An 18,978-nucleotide genomic window follows, 5' to 3' on the forward strand; every position below is an offset into this window, starting at 1 on the left:
GCAGCTCGGTCCCGAGTGTATTAAGTCCGGTACTCAGCATTGATCTTGACGTACTCGTGGGACAGGTCGGTGGTCCAGATCGTTTCGCTGCAATCACCCCGTCCCAGCTCGATGCGGATGGTGATTTCTTCCTGCTGCATCACCGCCGCGCCCTGGGCTTCGGTGTAAGTCGCGGCGCGGGCACCTTGGCTGGCGATGCAGACCTCACCGAGGAACACGTCGATCTTGCTCACATCCAACTCAGACACGCCGGCCCGGCCCACGGCGGCGAGGATGCGGCCCCAGTTCGGGTCGGAGGCGAACAGCGCGGTCTTGATCAGCGGCGAGTGCGCCACGGTGTAGCCGACATCCAGGCATTCCTGGTGATTGCCACCGCCGTTGACCTGCACGGTCACGAACTTGGTCGCGCCTTCGCCGTCACGGACGATGGCCTGGGCCACTTCCATGCACACCTCGAACACAGCCTGCTTCAGGGCGGCGAACAGCGGGCCGCTGGCTTCGGTGATCTCCGGCAGGTTGGCCTGGCCGGTGGCGATCAGCATGCAGCAATCGTTGGTGGAGGTGTCGCCATCGATGGTGATGCGGTTGAACGACTTGTTGGCGCCGTCGAGCATCAGGTCTTGCAGCACCTGGCGCGAGACCTTGGCGTCGGTGGCGATGTAGCCGAGCATGGTCGCCATGTTCGGGCGGATCATGCCGGCGCCTTTGCTGATGCCGGTGACAGTGATGGTCACGCCGTCATGCTGGAACTGGCGGCTCGCGCCCTTGGGCAGGGTGTCGGTGGTCATGATGCCGGTGGCGGCGGCGGCCCAGTTGTTTTCCGACAGGTCATCAAGGGCGGCTTGCAGTGCGCCTTCGATCTTCTCCACCGGCAGCGGTTCGCCGATCACGCCGGTGGAATACGGCAGCACCTGGCTGGCGTCGACGCCGGTCAGCTCTGCCAACTTGGCGCAGGTGCGCTCGGCGGCGGCCAGGCCTGGCGCGCCGGTGCCGGCGTTGGCGTTACCGGTGTTGGTCAGCAGGTAACGCACCGGCCCTTGCACGCGCTGCTTGGCCAGGATCACCGGAGCGGCACAAAAGGCGTTAAGGGTGAACACGCCCGCCACCGTCGAGCCTTCGGCGCAACGCATGACCACGACGTCCTTGCGCCCGGGGCGCTTGATGCCCGCCGAGGCAATACCGAGTTCAAAACCGGCAACCGGGTGCAACGTTGGCAACGGACCAAGACCAACAGCCATGAATGCGCTCCTAAATGAGATGTCTATCGACGCCGTCCTCATCGAGACGGCGAATAAAATGGCAAAACGCCGCGACGGCTGGGAGCCGGTCGCGGCGCGGGTGGTTCAGCGTTGGAACGGGTTTATTGGATCTGCCCGTGGCAATGCTTGTATTTCTTGCCCGAACCGCAATAGCACAGTTCGTTACGGCCCAGCTTCTGCTCGTTGCGCACCGGTGCGGTCGCCAAGGCGACATCCACATCGACGCCCTCTTCGGCGACCACTTCCAGGCCCGGGGCTTCGGCGTGTTCGAATTGCATGCGCGCGGCCAGGGCTTCGGCTTCCTGGCGCAGGCGAGCCTCTTCTTCGGCCGGGTCTTCGCGGCGAACCTGAACGTGGGACAACACACGGATCGAGTCGCGCTTGATCGAATCGAGCAACTCGGAGAACAGCGTGTAGGACTCGCGCTTGTACTCCTGCTTCGGGTTCTTCTGGGCGTAACCGCGCAGGTGGATACCGTGGCGCAGGTGGTCCATGGTCGACAGGTGGTCTTTCCACAGGTCGTCCAGTACCCGCAGCACGATCTGCTTCTCGAAGGAGCGCAGCGCCTCGGCGCCCGCCTGGTCTTCCTTCTCGTTGTAGGCAGCGATCAGTTCGGCCAGCAGTTTCTCGCGCAGGGTTTCTTCGTACAGGTGATCGTCTTCGTCGAGCCATTGCTGGATCGGCAAGGCCACGCCGAAATCGCTCTGCAAGGCGGCTTCCAGGCCGGCGACGTCCCACTGTTCCGGCAGCGACTGCGGCGGGATGTGGGCGCTGACGGTGGCGTTGAGCACGTCCTGGCGGAAATCAGCGATGGTTTCGCCGATGTTGTCAGCGGCCAACAAACTGTTACGCATGTGATAGATCACTTTACGCTGTTCGTTGTTGACGTCGTCGAATTCGAGCAGTTGCTTGCGGATGTCGAAGTTGCGGCCTTCGACCTTGCGCTGGGCCTTTTCAATGGCGTTGGTCACCATGCGGTGCTCGATCGCCTCGCCTGGCTGCATGCCCAAGGCCTTCATGAAGTTCTTCACCCGGTCAGAGGCGAAGATGCGCATCAGGCTGTCTTCCAGGGACAGGTAGAAACGGCTGGAACCGGCATCGCCCTGGCGACCGGCACGGCCACGCAGCTGGTTGTCGATACGGCGGGATTCGTGACGCTCGGACGCGATCACCTGCAAGCCGCCGGACTCGAGCACCTGCTGGTGACGCTTCTGCCAGTCGGCCTTGATCTGCGCGATCTGCTCGGGGGTCGGGTTTTCCAGGCTGGCGACTTCCACTTCCCAGTTGCCGCCCAGCAGGATGTCGGTACCACGACCGGCCATGTTGGTGGCGATGGTCAGCGCACCCGGGCGACCGGCCTGGGCGATGATCTCGGCTTCCTTCTCGTGGAACTTGGCGTTGAGGACCTTGTGCTCGATGCCTTCCTTGTCGAGCAGGTTGGACATGTGCTCGGAGGTCTCGATGGTGGCGGTACCCACCAGGATCGGACGGCCCTGGGCCATGCCTTCCTTGATGTCGTTGATGATCGCCGCGTACTTCTCTTCGGCGGTCAGGAACACCAGGTCGTTGTAGTCTTTACGCGCCAGCGGCTTGTTCGGCGGAATCACCACCACTTGCAGGCCGTAGATCTGGTGGAATTCGAACGCTTCGGTGTCCGCGGTACCGGTCATGCCGGACAGCTTGTTGTACAGGCGGAAGTAGTTCTGGAAAGTGGTCGAGGCCAGGGTCTGGCTCTCGGCCTGGATGTTCAGGCCTTCCTTGGCTTCGATGGCCTGGTGCAGGCCTTCGGACAGGCGACGGCCCGGCATGGTCCGACCGGTGTGTTCGTCCACCAGCACGACCTGGCCATCCTGCACGATGTATTCGACGTTGCGATGGAACAGCTTGTGCGCACGCAGGCCGGCATAGACGTGGGTCAGCAGGCCCAGGTTATGGGCCGAGTACAGGCTCTCGCCCTCGGCCAGCAAGCCGACGCGGGTGAGCATTTCTTCGATGAACTGGTGACCGGCCTCGTTGAGTTCGACCTGGCGGGTCTTCTCGTCGATGGTGTAGTGCCCGGCCTGGGTCACTTCGCCTTCGACTTCCTCGACGTGCAACTTGAGCTGCGGGATCAGTTTGTTGATCTCGATGTACAGCTTGGAGCTGTCCTCGGCCTGACCGGAAATGATCAGCGGGGTACGGGCTTCGTCGATGAGGATGGAGTCGACTTCGTCGATCACGGCAAAGTTGAGTTCACGCTGGAATTTTTCTTCCATGCTGAACGCCATGTTGTCGCGCAGGTAGTCGAACCCGAATTCGTTGTTGGTGCCGTAGGTGATGTCGGCGGCATAGGCGGCACGCTTCTCTTCCGGCGGCTGGAACGGCGTGACGACGCCGACGGTCAGGCCGAGGAATTCGTAGAGCGGGCGCATCCAGTTGGCGTCGCGGCGGGCCAGGTAGTCGTTGACCGTCACCACGTGCACGCCCTTGCCGGACAGCGCATTGAGGTACACGCCCAGGGTCGCCACGAGGGTCTTGCCCTCACCGGTCCGCATTTCGGCGATCTTGCCTTCGTGCAAGGTCATGCCGCCGATCAACTGAACGTCGAAGTGGCGCATGCCCATGATCCGCTTGCCGGCTTCACGGGCGACCGCAAAGGCTTCAGGCAGGAGCTGGTCAAGGGTTTCTCCCTTGGCGACGCGGTCCTTGAATTCGGCAGTCTTGGCGCGTAACTGATCGTCCGAAAGGGCCACCATTTGCTCTTCGAAGGCATTGACAGTCTGTACCGTCTTGAGCATGCGCTTGACTTCACGCTCGTTCTTGCTTCCAAAAAGTTTCTTTAACAAAGGCGCAAACATATCGGCAGGATCTTCCACACTAAAGGGATGGAGGGCGGCCCCGTGAGTCGCCCGTGCAGCCCTCATGGCCGCATGCGAACGAGCATTCTACCCGGAAACGATGGTGAGGAAAGTGGCGTTATTCCACGATGCTGGCACAGCGCTGTGACGGGGCCTCCCTAAAATAAGGTCTTTTGCGCGAACTTCAACCCACAAGGTGCAGAAGTTACCTATTGATTGTATGGATAAAAGGTCGCAGGGCGAGAGGGTCGAGGCGCATCCGGCGCTTTCTGCTACCATGGCGCCTCTGTCACTTGCGGTGTTCATTCATGGCCTTTCGCCCTCTTCCAGCCAAGGCGCCCGCCGTTCTGCTGCGCGAAGCCAAGCCGCTGAAAGCCATCTTCGGCCACGCCAGGCGCCTGGGCCACCTGCAGCGCCTGTTGGACAGCCAGTTGCAACCCGCCGCACGCGAGCATTGCCACGTAGCATCCTGGCGCGAAGGCAGCTTGTTGCTGATCGTCACCGACGGCCACTGGGCCACGCGCCTGCGCTACCAGCAAAAACGCTTGCTGCGCCAACTCCAGGCATTCGAAGAATTCGCCAACCTGACGCGGATCCTGTTCAAGGTCCAACCGCCCACCGTCCAGGTCGGCGCCAAGGGGCATACGCTGGATCTGTCCACCGACGCCGCGGCGACCATCCAGGCCACCGCCGACGGCATCAGCGACCCCAACCTGCGGGCGGCGCTGGAGCGATTGGCGGCCCATGCGCGGCCCAAGGATTGAGATTTTCGGCGGCTGTCAGATAGCTATCGCGAGCAAGCTCGCTCCCACAGGGGATCTGAGGCGGGCATCTCTTTCGTGTACGACGCCAACTCCTTGTGGGAGCGAGCCTGCTCGCGAAGGGCGCGGCTCGGTCCTGACTACCGCCGCTTGCTGCCCCCCAGCAACGACCCCATCAACCCGCGCACCAGTTGCCGGCCCAGTTGATTGGCCGCCTGGCGCATCGCCGATTTGAGCGCCTGGCCGGCTGCCGTGCCGAGGAACTCCCCGGCCTTTTCGGTGAAGCTGGGCTCTTCCGCCGTTGGTTTGCCCGGCGCCGCTTCGTTCTGCGGTTCCAGCCCCTTGCGCCCCATCAGCACCTCATAGGCCGACTCGCGATCAATCGGCTTGTCATAGCGCCCTTGCAACGGCGAACTGGCGATCAACCCGGCGCGCTCGGCCTCGCTCAGCGGCCCGATCCGCGACTGCGGCGGTGCTACCAGTACGCGCTGGACCATTTCCGGTGTGCCTTTTTCCTGCAAGGTGCCCACCAGGGCTTCACCGATGCCCAGCTCGGTCAGCACCGCCAGGGCATCGAATTGCGGATTGGGCCGGAAACCGTCGGCCACCGCCCGCAGGGATTTCTGCTCCTTGGCAGTGAACGCCCGCAACCCATGCTGGATGCGCAACCCCAACTGGGCGAGCACGTCGTCCGGCAAATCGCCCGGCGACTGGGTCACGAAATACACCCCCACACCCTTGGAACGGATCAGCCGCACCACTTGCTCCAGACGCTCCTGCAAAGCCTTGGGCGTGCCAGCAAAGAGCAAGTGCGCCTCATCGAAGAACAGCGCCAGCAGCGGCTTGTCCGCATCGCCGCGTTCGGGCAACTGTTCGAACAGCTCGGCCAACAGCCACAGCAGGAACGTCGCATAGACCTTGGGCGCTTCATGGACCAGACGGCTGGCGTCGAGCAAGTGGATGCGGCCACGGCCATCGCTGGCCGGTTGCAGGATGTCTTCGAGCTGCAAGGCCGGCTCGCCAAACAACGCGTCCGCGCCCTGCTGCTCCAAGGTGGACAAGCGCCGCAGCAGTGCCTGGCTGGAGCCGGTGGTCATCAACGCCGCGTCGTCCCCCAGCAACTCTGGGTTGTCCTTGAGATGGTTGAGCAGTGCCTTCAAGTCCTTGAGGTCCAGCAGCAACAGGCCCTCGCGGTCGGCCACCTTGAACGCGGCGTAGAGCGCCGACTGCTGGCTGTCCGTCAGTTCCAGCAGGCTGCCGATCAACAACGGGCCCATTTCACTCAGGGTGGTGCGCAACGGATGACCGGACTGGCCGTGGATATCCCACAAGGTCACCGGATAAGCCTGGGGCTTGTGATTGAGCCAGGGCATGCCGGCGATGCGCTCGGCGATCTTGCCCTGGGGGTTGCCGGCCGCGCCGAGGCCGCACAGGTCACCCTTGATGTCTGCCGCGAACACCGCCACGCCGGCATCGCTGAACATTTCCGCGAGGCGCTGCAAGGTGACGGTCTTGCCGGTACCGGTGGCGCCCGCCACCAGGCCATGACGGTTCGCCAGGCGCATGGCCTGGCCGATGGGCTGGCCGCTAAGATCGGCGCCGATAACGAGTTGCGATGAGTCAGGCATTTGGTCACCCGTGGTGTTTGCGATATGACGCCATTTTGCATGCTTATATAAAAGCATGCCTGGCGCATTAAGGCCCTGGCGCTGGAAATAAAAACCGCATTTGACCGCACTCCTGTGGCGAGGGAGCTTGCTCCCGCTGGGCTGCGAAGCGGCCCTAGAATCTTGGGAGCGCTTCGCACTGGAGCGCCAGCCCGGTCCAGCGGGAGCAAGCTCCCTCGCCACGTATTCATTTGCATAGCCGCTACATCACCACAACCCCAACCGAACATCTATTCTTCATAAAGGTCAACACAGGAGAACACAGACCGGAGGGATGTTCATCGTGCATATCGCGGACATAACCATGTTCTACGCCCCTGCCAGCGGGGGTGTGCGCACTTACCTGGATGCCAAGCACCGGCGCCTGGGCGATCGGCCCGGTATTCGTCACAGCCTGTTGATTCCCGGCGCGCATTTGAGCGAGCACGACGGAATCTACAAGGTTCCGGCCCCTGCGCTGCCATTTGGCAAGGGCTATCGTTTCCCCCTTCGCCTGGCGCCCTGGCGCAATGTGCTGCGCGATCTGCAGCCGGACCTGATCGAGGTGGGTGACCCGTACCTCACCGCCTGGGCCGCGCTCGACGCCCGCCGTCAGCTCGACGTGCCCGTCATCGGCTTCTATCACTCCGACCTGCCGCTGCTGGTGAGCAACCGCATGGGCAACTGGTTCACCCCCAACATCGAAGCCTATGTCAGCAAGTTGTATGGCAATTTCGACCGGGTCCTGGCGCCAAGCCAGGTCATGGCCGACAAACTGACCGGGCTGGGAGTCAAGAACGTCTTCGTGCAACCCTTGGGCGTCGACCTGCAAACCTTCACCCCCGCCGCCCGCGACCCGGAACTGCGGGCCGAACTGGGGATCGCCGAAGACACGCGCCTGCTGATTTTCGCCGGTCGCGGCTCCAAGGAGAAAAACCTGCCGGTGCTGCTCAAGTGCATGAAACGCCTAGGCGAGCGCTATCACCTGTTGTTGGTAGGCTCGTCGATGCCCGCCGTGGTGCCGGACAACGTCACGGTGGTCGATGAATTCTGCCCGGCACCGCAAGTCGCCCGGCTCATGGCCAGCGCCGATGCCCTGCTGCACGCCGGCGATCAAGAGACCTTCGGCCTGGTGATCCTCGAAGCCATGGCCAGCGGTATTCCCGTGGTGGCCGTGGCAGCCGGAGCCTTCACCGAAATCGTCAATGAAGACTGTGGCCTGCTGTGCACGCCCAACAATCCACAGGCCATGGCCAACGCCGTGCGGCAGCTGTTTGCCGAAGGCTGCCAGCGCCGTGGCCTGCTGGCGCGCCGGCATGTGGAGCGTCACTACGCCTGGGACACTGTGGTCAACAGCTTGCTGGGGCATTACTACGCCGTGCTCGGCGAACAGATGCCGTTGCTGGCCAATGGTTGAGGCGAGGTCCGTGTCGATGAATTCCTCGCCCAGTGTCCTCCTGGTGCTGCACGACGTCGCACCGCAAACCTGGCCCGACTACCAGCCCTTCGTCGAAGCCGTGGATGCCCTCGGTCAAGTGCCGATGAGCTGGCTGGTGGTGCCGGACTTTCACCGCACCAATGCCCTCGACGCTCACCCCGGCTTTCGGCGCCTGCTCGACAGCCGGGTCGAGCGCGGCGACGAACTGGTACTGCATGGCTACTACCACTGCGACGACGGCCCTCTCGGCCGCCACCCCAAGGATTGGTTCATGCGCCGGGTCTATACCCATGAGGGCGAGTTCTACAACCTGTCCGAGGCCGCCGCCCTCGCCCGCCTACGCGCCGGGATCGACACCTTTGAGCGTTACCACTGGCCGCTGGAAGGTTTTGTCGCCCCGGCCTGGCTGATGAGCGAAGGCACGCGCCAGGCCTTGCGCCAGTTGCCGCTGAGCTACACCAGCGATACCCAACACCTTTATCGCCTGCCCGACTTCACCGCCATCGACGCGCCGGGGCTGGTCTGGAGCGCCCGCAGTGCCTGGCGTCGCGGCCTGTCGAAAGTCATCAGCGACCAGCGTGAACAGCGCTGGCGCCGGGCCCCGGTGATTCGCCTGGGCCTGCACCCGGTGGACATGCGCCATGGGTTTTCCTGTGACTATTGGCTGCGCACCCTCGAACGCCTGCTCAACGACGGTCGCGTGCCGATGACCAAGGTCGGTTGGCTGGCGACCCAGGGGCTGCGGGCCCGCAGCGCCGCATGAAACGGTTGATCTGGCTGGGCGCCGCCCTGCTCACGGCGCTGTTGGTGCCGCTGCTGGTCGGGGGCGGAGAAATGTGGTCGCGGGTGCAGCGCTTTCCCCTGTCACTGCTGCTGGCCATGCTCGGCATGATCGTCCTGTGCTGGGGCTTGAACTCCGTGCGCCTGCGCCTGTTACTGGGTGAATACCGCGGGCGCATCGGCCGCTGGAAAAGCATGGGGGTGGTGATGTCCACCGAGTTCGCCATGTGCGCGACGCCCGGCGGCAGCGGCGGCCCACTGACGCTGATGGCCCTGCTGGCGCGCAACGGTGTGCGCCCGGCCCATGGCAGTGCGGTGTTTGCCATGGACCAACTGAGCGACCTGCTGTTCTTCCTCTGCGCCTTGGTGGGCATCCTGTTCTACGCACTGTTCCAGAACCTCAGCCAGCGCATGGAGTGGATGCTGGCGTTGAGCGCGATTTCGTTGTTTAGCGGGCTGTTCGGCTGTGTGCTGGTGGCCCGTTATCACCGTCGGCTGATTCTGCTGGGCGCGCGAGTGCTGCGGCACCTGCGCGTAAAGAGCACCACTCGCCGGCGCTGGGCCCGCAAGATCCTGAACTTCCTGTCGGCCTTCACCGACACCTTGAAACTGCCACGACAGACACTGTTCCAGGTCTTCGGCCTGACCTGCCTGCATTGGGCGCTGCGCTACAGCGTGTTGTACCTGGCATTGAAGGGGCTGGGGGCGGACTTGCAGTGGGCCTGGAGTTTCCTGATCCAGATGCTCTCCTTGAGCGCAGGGCAGTTCAGCCTGTTGCCGGGCGGCGCCGGGGCAGCCGAATTGACCTCGGCGGCGCTGTTGGCCCCCATGGTGGGCAAATCCACCGCAGCGGCGGCGATCCTGATCTGGCGGGCGGTGACCTATTACTTCTACCTGGTGGCCGGCGGGCCGGTGTTCTTCCTGATGGTCGGGCGACCATTGATCAAGAAGCTGATCCGGCTCAGGCAGGCCTGAGCGGTCACCGCTTCCGTTCGGGCTCGTCCTGGGGATGCAGTTGCTCCCACAGTTGCGCGGCATCGGGAAACTCGGTGCCATCCTCCGGGCTCAACGCGTCCGGGTCATAGCGGCTGAGGCAGCCCTCACCCAGGGTGGCTGGGGCCTTGGAGGTGGCTTTGTCCAATGGATCGGTCATGGCGCAGCGCTGCTCCTTGAGAGGTATGAATCATTGCTCCCGCTCGAATGCGCCTGTAGGAGCTGACGAGCGAAGCGAGGCTGCGATCTTTCCCCTACCACTTGAGTCTCGAGCGAAAGATCAAAATCAAAAGATCGCAGCCTTCGGCAGCTCCTACAAGGGCCCAGTCAGAAGACCACGGTCTTGTTGCCGTGCACCAGCACCCGGTCTTCCAGGTGATAACGCAGGCCACGGGCCAACACCATCTTCTCCACGTCACGGCCGAACCGCACCATGTCTTCGATGCTGTCGCTATGGCTGACGCGCACCACATCCTGCTCGATGATCGGGCCGGCATCCAGCTCTTCGGTCACGTAATGGCAGGTGGCGCCAATCAGTTTCACACCGCGCATCGACGCCTGGTGGTACGGCTTGGCACCGACGAACGACGGAAGGAAGCTGTGGTGGATGTTGATGACCTTATGCGCGTATTCGCTGCACAAGGCCGGCGGCAGGATCTGCATGTAGCGGGCCAGCACCACCACCTCGGCATCGTGCTGCTTGACCAGTCGCGACACTTCGGCGAATGCCGGCTGCTTGTCCTGCGGGTTGACCGGTACGTGGTAATACGGAATGCCGTGCCATTCCACCATGCTGCGCAAGTCGTCATGGTTGGAAATCACACAGGCGATGTCGCAATCGAGTTCATCGCTGTGCCAGCGGTGCAACAGGTCTGCCAGGCAATGGGACTCACGGCTGGCCATCAGCACCACGCGCTTTTTCTGCGCGGTGTCGGTGATACGCCAGTCCATCGAGAACTCCTCGGCGATGGGTGCGAACGCTTCACGAAAGGCTTCGATACCGAAAGGCAGCGAGTCGGCGCGAATCTCGTGACGCATGAAAAACCAACCGCTTTGATTGTCCGAATGATGGCTCGCTTCGGTGATCCAGCCGTTATGGGACGCCAGAAAGTTACTGACTTTAGCAACGATGCCGACGCGGTCCGGGCAAGCAATCACCAGACGAAAAGTGCGCATTAGGGAAACTCCAGAACTTCGCAAAGGCGGCCATTCTAGCCATTGCGCGGCAAAACTGCAGTATCGATGACACACCGGATCAACGGCGCCTGCTCCAGGCCATGGCCGGCGAGGCCTGGCAAGGCAGGCTATATGTGTGAATAGATGTGAAGACACTGTCACGGCATTTAACTGCAACTGGCATTTTTGTGGCGCAGCACTAATTAATTAAATAAAACACCGGTTAAATGTTTACTTGATGAAACTGTCTGATTACTATTGCCGCACTGTCTCCTTGTCACCCGCGTCCTACATAAGGTAGTCCCCATGTCCTTGATCAATGAATACCGCGCCACAGAAGAAGCCATCAAAGAACTGCAAGCTCGCCTGAAAAACCTGTCGCAAGACGACAAACTGCAAACCGAGCTGGAATTCGAAGGCAAACTGCGCACGCTGATGGGCGAATACTCCAAGTCGCTGCGTGACATCATTGCCCTGCTGGATCCAGAAGCCAAGTCGAGCAAAGCCCCACGTGGCGCCGTCAAAACTACCGGCACCAAACGCGCTCGCAAAGTTAAGCAATACAAGAACCCGCACAATGGCGAAGTCATCGAAACCAAAGGTGGCAACCACAAGACTCTGAAAGAGTGGAAAGCCAAGTGGGGCGGTGACGTGGTTGAAGGCTGGGCAACCCTGCTGGGCTAAGCCTCAGCGCTGCGCAAGCTTCTTTGCGAACAAAAAAAACGCCAGTGATCACTGGCGTTTTTTATGCCCGACATCTTTTTCAATTCATTGCGGCTCAGGGCTTAAACGTTTACGCAATTGCTGGCTGTAGCCTTGCCACTCGACAAGTACTTGTTGCTGCATTGGCGTAGACAGGACCATCCACTCTGCCATCGCCTCGTCAAAACTTTTCAAGGTATTAGGCGCGCCCCACTCCGGGGCGGACAGACGTTGTTGACAGAAAATTTTCCAGCGTCCCTGCTCTTCGGCATTCAAGGTGTCTGGAAAGTTGCGTGCGCGATATCGGAACAATAGTTCCGGCAGACGCTCATCATCGAAAGGCCAGTGCTCTTGAGCCAATTGCGCCGGGTCCGCCAGGCGGACTTGTTCACATAAACGCCGATCACGATCCCCCAAGAAGCCCGTGTATAACTGTTGTTCGGGATCCTCGCTGGCGCTGAAATCCTCACGGCCATAAATAGCCTGAAGTTTATCCTGCCAAACTTTCTGTGCGTCAGTTAGCCGCAACGCCCGTTGTTGATAGCCCTCCATGTCCAGTTCCAGTCGCTGCTGGTCCTCGACACGCAGCACCGACAACGGCGCGACCACCGGGCACTTGTTGATATGGATAAGCTTGAGTGGCACCGGCAGCTCACCCTCGAGCAGTTCTTCACGGCGAGTATACAAACGCTGGCGCAGGCTTTCGGCATCGTGGTCCAACAGGCCCTGGGGATCCAGGTGCAAGTCGCAGACAATCAGGGCGTTGCGGTTTTTCGGGTGCCAGGCCAGCGGCAGGACCACGCCGATGTAGTTTCGAGCCGCTGAGAAGCGGCCGGAAATATGCACCATCGGCTGCAGCAGGCGGATCTGATCCATTACTTTCTGTTTACTGCGTAACTGAAACAGCCAGTCGTAAAGCCGAGGCTGTTTCTGACGGATCAGGCGGGCCAGGGCAATGGTTGCGCGCACGTCCGACAGTGCATCGTGGGCCTGGCCATGGTCGATGCCATTAGCGGCGGTCAGGCGCTCGAGCTTGAGGGTGACGCGCCCATCTTCCTGCGGCCAGACGATGCCTTGCGGACGCAGCGCATAGGCCGCCCGCACCAGGTCGATCAAATCCCAGCGACTGTTACCGCCTTGCCACTCCCGCGCGTACGGGTCGAAGAAATTCCGATAGAGGCTGTAGCGGGTCATTTCATCGTCGAAGCGCAGCGTGTTGTAGCCGGCGCCACAGGTACCGGGCGCAGCCAGTTGGCCGTGGACACGGGTCATGAAATCGGCTTCGCTCAAGCCTTTTTCGGCCAGGCACGACGGGGTGATGCCGGTAATCGCACAGGCCGCCGGGTGCGGCAGGATGTCATCGCTGGGCCGGCAATACAGGTTCACCGGTTCATCGATTTCATTGAGCTCGAAATCGGTACGGATACCCGCCACCTGCAAGGGCCGGTCGCAACGCGGATTGATGCCGGTGGTTTCGTAGTCGTACCAGAAGATGGAAGTCACGGGCTGTTCCTGAAACTGAAGATTGGCGAAGTCTAGGCGCTTGAACGGGCCTGCGGCCAGCAGTGCTGTAACTTTTGAATGCCGACACACAGGTCCACCACATGCCCCCTGTGGGAGCGAGCTTGCTCGCGATGGCGGTGGGTCAGCTTGCCTAAATGTTGAATGGGCTGCCGTCATCGCGAGCAAGCTCGCTCCCACAGTTGATCTGCGGTGCCTGCGAGTGCAATCCCGGCATGGAGGTACAGACAGTGTTCGCCCTCTCAATCCTGTTGCAAACCATGAATGCCCCACACTGTTCTATCGTTTGCCCGCGCGAAGACTGCTAGCATCTGGGCCGAGATTGCACATTCGGTCTGGCCCATCACAGGTTGCCCATGCTCGAGACACCAGCACTGCAAAGGAACGCGACGCTGCCCGCGCCCCTGGACACGCGCTATCAGGTTGAAACGCCGGAAGGCATCGACCTGCCGCTGCGCCCGGCGGGGTTGATGCCGCGTGCCATCGCCTTCACCATCGACCTGGGCATACGTGGGTTGGTCCTGGGGTTTTTCTTCCTGGTCCTGGCCTTTTTTGGCGAGCTGGGGCTCGGCCTGGGTTCCATCCTGCTGTTTGTCGTCAGTTGGTGGTACATGGTGCTGTTCGAGGTGCTGAACCAGGGGCGCTCGCCCGGCAAACAGATCATGGGGCTGCGGGTGGTGCAGGACGATGGCCGGCCCATCGGCTGGTCGGCGTCGCTGATCCGCAACCTCCTGCGTTTTGTCGACATGCTGCCCTTCGGCTATACCTTCGGGGCCATCTGCTGCCTGCAACATCCGGCTTTCAAGCGCCTGGGCGACCTCGCGGCCGGCACGTTGGTGGTGTATCGCGAACAGCCGGTCAAACGCCCCGCCCTCCCCATGGCCTCGCCGACACGCACGCCTTTCACCCTGACCCTGCAGGAGCAACGCGCCGTGCTGGGTTTCGCCGAACGCCAGGCAGAACTTTCCCAGGCGCGGGTCGATGAGCTGGCGGCCATCCTGGCCGTGCCACTGAACGTCCAGGTGCCGAACGCCACCGCCGAACTCAATGGCATCGCCCGTGGCCTGTTGGGGCCGACATGAAGCAAAGCCTGTTCGAAAGCCGCCACCAAGGCGAATGGGAGCACCTGTCCCGGCAACTCGATCAATTGGAGCGCAGCCGCAACGTGCCCCAGAGTGGTGACTTCCCCGCCGCCTATCGACGGCTCTGCCATCACCTGGCACTGGCCCAGGCCCGGGGCTACAGCAGCTTGTTGGTCGACAACCTGCAACAACTGGCGCTGCGCGGTCACCAGCAGCTCTATCGGGATCGCAGCCGGCCATCCGCCAGCCTCTCGGCCTTTATCCTGGTCGGTTTCCCTCGACTGGTGCGTGAACAATGGCGCTTCGTACTGGCCGCCAGCGTGATGTTCCTTGGCAGCCTGGTCGGCATCGGGTTGCTGGTCTATCTGTTCCCGGAACTGGTCTACAGCGTATTGGGCGCCGACGAAATCAGCCAGATCCGCAGCATGTATGACCCGGCCTCCGGGCACCTGGGCCGCTCGGTCGAACGGGCCGCCAGCGAGGACTGGGTCATGTTCGGCTACTACATCATGCACAACATCGGCATTGCCTTTCAGACGTTTGCCAGTGGCTTGATGTTCGGGCTGGGCAGCGCGTTTTTCCTGCTTTTCAATGGCCTGACCATCGGCGCGGTAGCCGGACACCTAACCCAGATCGGTTCCGGGGGAACGTTCTGGTCATTCGTGATCGGCCACGGCGCCTTCGAACTCACCGCCATCGCCCTGGCCGGCGCCGCGGGCCTGCAATTGGGCTGGGCCTTGATCGCGCCGGGACGCCTCACCCGGGGTGAAGCCTTGCGGCTCGCCGCCGGTAAAAGCGTGCTGATGATCGGCGGCGTGATGCTGTTTCTACTGATTGCCGCGTTCATCGAGGCCTACTGGTCTTCCAGCGCCGTGACGCCCGCCACCAAATACACGGTGGGCGCGTTGTTGTGGCTGTTGGTGATCAGCTATCTGTCGCTTGCCGGACGGGTTCGCCATGCGCCTGAGTGACGCCACCGTCGTTATCCGCCCCCGCACCACCTGGGAAGCCATGGACCTGGGTGTATTGATGAGCCAACAGCATCGACGCCTGTTGATGACCAGTTGGGCGATCATCACGCTGCCGGCGTACCTGTTGCTGACCTTGCTACTGTGGGATTCACCGTCCCTGGTGGTGATGCTGTTCTGGTGGTTGAAGCCGGCCTTTGACCGTCTGCCCTTGTACATCCTGTCCAAGGCGCTGTTTGGCGAAACCCCCACCTTGAGGCAGGCCTTGCGCCAATGGCCTGCGCTGCTCAAGCCCCAATTGCTGGCCAGCCTGACCTGGCGCCGGCTCAGCCTGAGCCGCAGCTTCCTGATGCCCGTGGTGCAACTCGAAGGGCTCGCCGGCGAGGCGCGGCAGCAACGCATACGGGTATTGCTGCAACGCAACCGCGGCGCTTCGCAATGGTTGACCATCATCGGCATGCACCTGGAAACCGCCCTGTGGTTCGGCCTGATGGCCCTGTTCTACCTGTTCGTGCCGCAACAAGTCGAACTGCAATGGGATTGGGAGACGCTGGTGTCCGCGGCCGAGCACGACTGGTTGTGGTTCGAACACCTGGTCAACTTCCTCTACCCGCTGCTGCTGATCTTATGGGAGCCGGTGTACGTCGCCTGTGGCTTCAGCCTCTACCTGAACCGGCGCACGATCCTCGAGGCGTGGGACATCGAACTGGTGTTCCGGCGCCTGCGCCAACGCCTGAGTGGCGTGGCCCCGGTGTTGCTGCTGCTGGCCTTGGTGATGCTGCCATTGGCACCCCCGGCGTTCGCCGCTGAGGACAACAACGCCCCCGACAGTCCGCGGCTGCTTAACCAGCCCCTCACCAGCGAAGCCGCCCGGGACGGCATCGAGGCGATCCTTGACGCCCCGCCGTTCAAGAACCCCGAGACCGTTACCCGTTATCGTTTCGGCGAAGAAACCGCTGAGTCCGCCGACGAGACCGAAGCCAAACCGAACTGGCTCAAAGCATTGTTCAAATGGCTCGGCAGCCAACGCTTCGACATCGCCGCGGCGCTGATCCAGATCGCGCTGTGGGCCTGCCTGATAGGTGCGATCGTCTGGCTGGCCTGGCACTACCGGGAACGGCTCAAGGCCCTGGTCAATCGCCGGCCGACGCCACGCCTGCCCATTGAACGAGCGGCGCCGGCACGCATGTTCGGCCTGGATATTCGTGAGGAAAGCCTGCCGACCGACATCGCCGCCAGCGTCGAACAACTGTGGGCCACGCAACCCCGTGAAGCCCTGGGCCTGCTGTACCGGGCACTGCTCAGCCGCTTGTATCATGACTTCAAGATCCCCTTGAAACCGTCCGACACCGAAGGCCAGGTGCTGCAGCGCGTCGAACAGCTCAAGCAGGACAACCTGCTGGGCTTCAGCAAAGTCCTGACCTTGCATTGGCAGAACATTGCCTACGGGCATCGCCCACCGCCGACCCACCTGCAACAAGAACTGTGTGACGGCTGGCGCGGGCTGTTCGGTCCGGGAGCGTCTCGATGAGCCGGCACGCGGGGTGGCTGATCGGCGCCGTGCTGGCCGCGCTGGTGTGCGCATTCGGTTTCTATCTCTCCAACAAGGCCGTGCCCTATGAGGAGGTCGTCGAACACGGCCCCTCCCCGCAAGCCCAGGCCAACCCTTACCTGGCCGCCGAACTGTTCCTGCGCCAGCGGGGGATCAACGTCGAGCACGCCAACAGCCTGGAGGTGCTGCCCACCCTGGAGCCTCGCCAGCACAGCCTGCTGTTGCTGGGCGAACGAACCCACATGACGCCCCGGGAAGTCGAGCAGTTGATGAACTGGACCCGGGCCGGCGGGCGCTTGCTCTTCGTGGCCGAAGCCTTGTGGGACGACAGCACCGGCAGCAGCGGCGACCTGTTGCTCGATCGCGTGCGCCTGCGCCAATCTTTGAGCAAGGACCTCAAGGAGCCGGCGCCCGAACTGATCAAGGACCGTTACCCGGAACTGACCAAGCTCTACCTGGAAGACGAAGAGGCGCCGGCGTATGTCGGCTTCGACACTGACTTCCACCTCGAAGACCCGCATGACCTGGCCCAGGCCTGGGCCAACAGCGCATCGTCGACCCACATGATGCAATTGACCCTCGGCCTCGGCTCGATCACCGTGATCACCGATGCCGAGCTGTGGAAGAACGACGCCATCGACCAGTTCGACAACGCCTGGCTGCTCTGGTACTTGAGCGCCGACACGGACGTCACGCTGCTGTTCAACACCGACCACGACGACCTGCTGACCCTGCTGCTGCGCTATTTCCCCCAGGCATTGGTGGCACTGCTGGCCTTGATTGCCCTGTGGTTCTGGCGTTCAGCGGTGCGTCATGGCCCGCTGCAAGCACCGGCCTCCCAGGCACGACGCCAGTTGGAAGAACATGTGCAGGCCAGCGCCGGTTTCCACCTGCGCCACAACGGCCAACAACACCTGCTGCACGCCTTGCAACAAGACCTGCTGCGCCGGGCACGCCATCTTCACCCAGGCTTCGAACAACTGGCCGTCGCCGAACAATGGCAGGTACTCGCCCGCCTGACCCGGCAACCCACGCGAGCTATCAGCCAGGCCTTGAGCCCACGGCCGAAACAGAGGATGTCCAGCGCCGAGTTCTGCCGCCAGGTCGCCCATTTGCAAACCCTCAGGAATGCCTTATGACTGAACAGAACGAACCAACCGACGGCCAGGCCCACGCCGCCCAACAGCGCCAGCGTGCCAGTCAGTTGGCCCAGGCCATCCGCACCGAGCTGCGTAAAGCGGTGGTCGGCCAGACCAGCGTGATCGACGATGTGCTCACGGCACTGATCGCCGGCGGCCACGTGCTGCTCGAAGGTGTTCCCGGGCTGGGCAAGACCTTGCTGGTGCGGGCCTTGGCACGCTGTTTCAACGGCGAATTCGCGCGCATCCAGTTCACCCCGGACCTGATGCCCAGCGACGTCACCGGGCACGCGGTGTACGACTTGCAGACCGAGCAGTTCAAGCTGCGCAAGGGCCCGGTGTTCACCCACCTGCTGCTGGCCGACGAGATCAATCGCGCACCGGCCAAGACCCAGGCCGCGCTGCTCGAAGCCATGCAGGAGCGTCAGGTCACCCTCGAAGGCCGCGCCCTGCCCATCGCCCAGCCGTTCATGGTCCTGGCGACACAGAACCCCATCGAACAGGAAGGCACCTACCCGCTGCCGGAAGCCGAGCTTGATCGGTTCATGCTCAAGGTACGCATGGACTACCCGGATGCCGACCAGGAGCTGGAGATGGTCCGCCAGGTCAGCCGTTCGACCCGCGCCGACATGCTCGATGTGCAACCGCTGCGCACGGTGTTGCAGGCCAAGGACGTGCAAGCGTTGCAACGCATCGCCAGCGACCTGCCGATGGACGACCAGGTGCTCGACTACGCCGTGCGCCTGGCCCGCACCACCCGCAGTTGGCCGGGCTTGACCCTCGGCGCCGGGCCTCGCGCCTCGATTGCCCTGGTACGTTGCGCCCGGGCCCGGGCCTTGTTGCGCGGCGGCGACTTCGTGGTGCCGGACGACATCAAGGGCTGCGCCCTGGCCGTACTGCGCCATCGTGTTCGACTGGCGCCGGAACTGGACATCGAAGGGTTGTCGGTGGACCAGGTGCTGGGACAACTGCTCGATCAAGTGCCGGCGCCGCGGTTGTGATGAGGGCGTCTGTGCCAAGCGTGCTTTTTGTGCCAGGAATACTTTTTGTGCCAGGAATATCCTTTGTGGCAGGCATGCTTTTTGTGGCGAGGGAGCTTGCTCCCGCTGGGCTGCGAAGCAGCC

General features: G+C 62.5%; 16 protein-coding genes. 10 read left to right on the plus strand and 6 right to left on the minus strand.

Annotation, left to right across the window (positions count from 1 at the left end):
- Positions 1-20 precede the first annotated feature (20 nt).
- Both argJ and secA read right to left on the minus strand, forming a co-directional pair.
- Positions 21-1,238 carry a bifunctional glutamate N-acetyltransferase/amino-acid acetyltransferase ArgJ gene (gene argJ, locus AD659_RS20825; RefSeq protein ID WP_053124644.1) on the minus strand — a complete coding sequence of 406 codons (1,218 nt, stop codon included), beginning with the start codon at positions 1,236-1,238 and terminating at the stop codon, positions 21-23.
- Positions 1,239-1,360: 122 nt separating this feature from the next.
- Positions 1,361-4,096, minus strand: coding sequence for a preprotein translocase subunit SecA (gene secA / locus AD659_RS20830; protein WP_053124646.1), 2,736 nt, complete (start codon positions 4,094-4,096; stop codon positions 1,361-1,363).
- Positions 4,097-4,404: 308 nt separating this feature from the next.
- On the opposite strand from secA, the gene AD659_RS20835 reads away from it, so the two are divergent.
- Positions 4,405-4,860, plus strand: a complete 456-nt coding sequence (locus tag AD659_RS20835; protein WP_053124648.1) for a DUF721 domain-containing protein — start codon at positions 4,405-4,407, stop codon at positions 4,858-4,860.
- 137 nt (positions 4,861-4,997) lie between these two features.
- On the opposite strand, the gene AD659_RS20840 is transcribed toward AD659_RS20835, so the two are convergent.
- On the minus strand, positions 4,998-6,485 hold the full coding sequence (locus tag AD659_RS20840; protein ID WP_053124650.1) for a helicase HerA-like domain-containing protein: 1,488 nt from the start codon (positions 6,483-6,485) through the stop codon (positions 4,998-5,000).
- A 313-nt stretch (positions 6,486-6,798) separates the two neighbouring features.
- Here AD659_RS20840 and gpgS point away from each other — a divergent pair, with 313 nt between their 5' ends.
- Genes gpgS through gpgF form a run of 3 tightly spaced genes read left to right on the plus strand, consistent with a single transcriptional unit; the run spans position 6,799 to position 9,696 of the window.
- Entirely contained in the window at positions 6,799-7,920 is a 1,122-nt protein-coding gene (gpgS, locus tag AD659_RS20845; protein ID WP_053124652.1) for an N-acetylglucosaminyl phosphatidylglycerol synthase, read from the plus strand.
- A gap of 16 nt (positions 7,921-7,936) precedes the next feature.
- Positions 7,937-8,704 carry an N-acetylglucosaminyl phosphatidylglycerol deacetylase gene (gene gpgD / locus AD659_RS20850; RefSeq protein ID WP_053124654.1) on the plus strand — a complete coding sequence of 256 codons (768 nt, stop codon included), beginning with the start codon at positions 7,937-7,939 and terminating at the stop codon, positions 8,702-8,704.
- Entirely contained in the window at positions 8,701-9,696 is a 996-nt protein-coding gene (gene gpgF / locus AD659_RS20855; RefSeq protein ID WP_053124656.1) for a glucosaminyl phosphatidylglycerol flippase, read from the plus strand. The genes gpgD and gpgF overlap by 4 nt, the downstream gene beginning before the upstream one ends.
- 4 nt (positions 9,697-9,700) lie before the next feature.
- Here the strand turns inward: gpgF and AD659_RS30025 are convergent, their stop codons facing one another.
- Both AD659_RS30025 and purU read right to left on the minus strand, forming a co-directional pair.
- Positions 9,701-9,874, minus strand: coding sequence for a hypothetical protein (locus tag AD659_RS30025; RefSeq protein ID WP_167352840.1), 174 nt, complete (start codon positions 9,872-9,874; stop codon positions 9,701-9,703).
- 167 nt (positions 9,875-10,041) lie between these two features.
- Positions 10,042-10,890, minus strand: a complete 849-nt coding sequence (purU, locus tag AD659_RS20860) for a formyltetrahydrofolate deformylase (RefSeq protein WP_003178545.1) — start codon at positions 10,888-10,890, stop codon at positions 10,042-10,044.
- Between the two features lie 306 nt (positions 10,891-11,196).
- Here purU and mvaT point away from each other — a divergent pair, with 306 nt between their 5' ends.
- Positions 11,197-11,574 carry a histone-like nucleoid-structuring protein MvaT gene (gene mvaT / locus AD659_RS20865; protein ID WP_003205091.1) on the plus strand — a complete coding sequence of 126 codons (378 nt, stop codon included), beginning with the start codon at positions 11,197-11,199 and terminating at the stop codon, positions 11,572-11,574.
- Between the two features lie 84 nt (positions 11,575-11,658).
- On the opposite strand, the gene sbcB is transcribed toward mvaT, so the two are convergent.
- The gene (gene sbcB, locus AD659_RS20870) at positions 11,659-13,095 is read right to left on the minus strand and encodes an exodeoxyribonuclease I (RefSeq protein WP_053124659.1); all 1,437 of its coding nucleotides are present in this window, start codon (positions 13,093-13,095) and stop codon (positions 11,659-11,661) included.
- Between the two features lie 374 nt (positions 13,096-13,469).
- On the opposite strand from sbcB, the gene AD659_RS20875 reads away from it, so the two are divergent.
- The 5 genes from AD659_RS20875 to AD659_RS20895 are packed head-to-tail and all read left to right on the plus strand — an operon-like array spanning position 13,470 to position 18,855.
- The gene (locus AD659_RS20875; RefSeq protein ID WP_053124661.1) at positions 13,470-14,195 is read left to right on the plus strand and encodes an RDD family protein; all 726 of its coding nucleotides are present in this window, start codon (positions 13,470-13,472) and stop codon (positions 14,193-14,195) included.
- Positions 14,192-15,166: a stage II sporulation protein M gene (locus AD659_RS20880; protein WP_053124663.1), complete on the plus strand. Its 975-nt coding sequence runs from the start codon at positions 14,192-14,194 to the stop codon at positions 15,164-15,166. The genes AD659_RS20875 and AD659_RS20880 overlap by 4 nt, the downstream gene beginning before the upstream one ends.
- Positions 15,153-16,694 carry a DUF4129 domain-containing protein gene (locus AD659_RS20885; RefSeq protein WP_053124666.1) on the plus strand — a complete coding sequence of 514 codons (1,542 nt, stop codon included), beginning with the start codon at positions 15,153-15,155 and terminating at the stop codon, positions 16,692-16,694. Before AD659_RS20880 ends, AD659_RS20885 begins: the two co-directional genes overlap by 14 nt.
- Positions 16,691-17,854 (plus strand): DUF4350 domain-containing protein, encoded by a 1,164-nt coding sequence (locus AD659_RS20890; RefSeq protein WP_053124668.1) that lies wholly within the window; start codon positions 16,691-16,693, stop codon positions 17,852-17,854. The genes AD659_RS20885 and AD659_RS20890 overlap by 4 nt, the downstream gene beginning before the upstream one ends.
- Entirely contained in the window at positions 17,851-18,855 is a 1,005-nt protein-coding gene (locus AD659_RS20895; protein WP_053124670.1) for an AAA family ATPase, read from the plus strand. Before AD659_RS20890 ends, AD659_RS20895 begins: the two co-directional genes overlap by 4 nt.
- Positions 18,856-18,978 lie beyond the last annotated feature (123 nt).

It is taken from the genome of Pseudomonas thivervalensis, from assembly GCF_001269655.1.
GTDB lineage: Bacteria > Pseudomonadota > Gammaproteobacteria > Pseudomonadales > Pseudomonadaceae > Aquipseudomonas > Aquipseudomonas thivervalensis.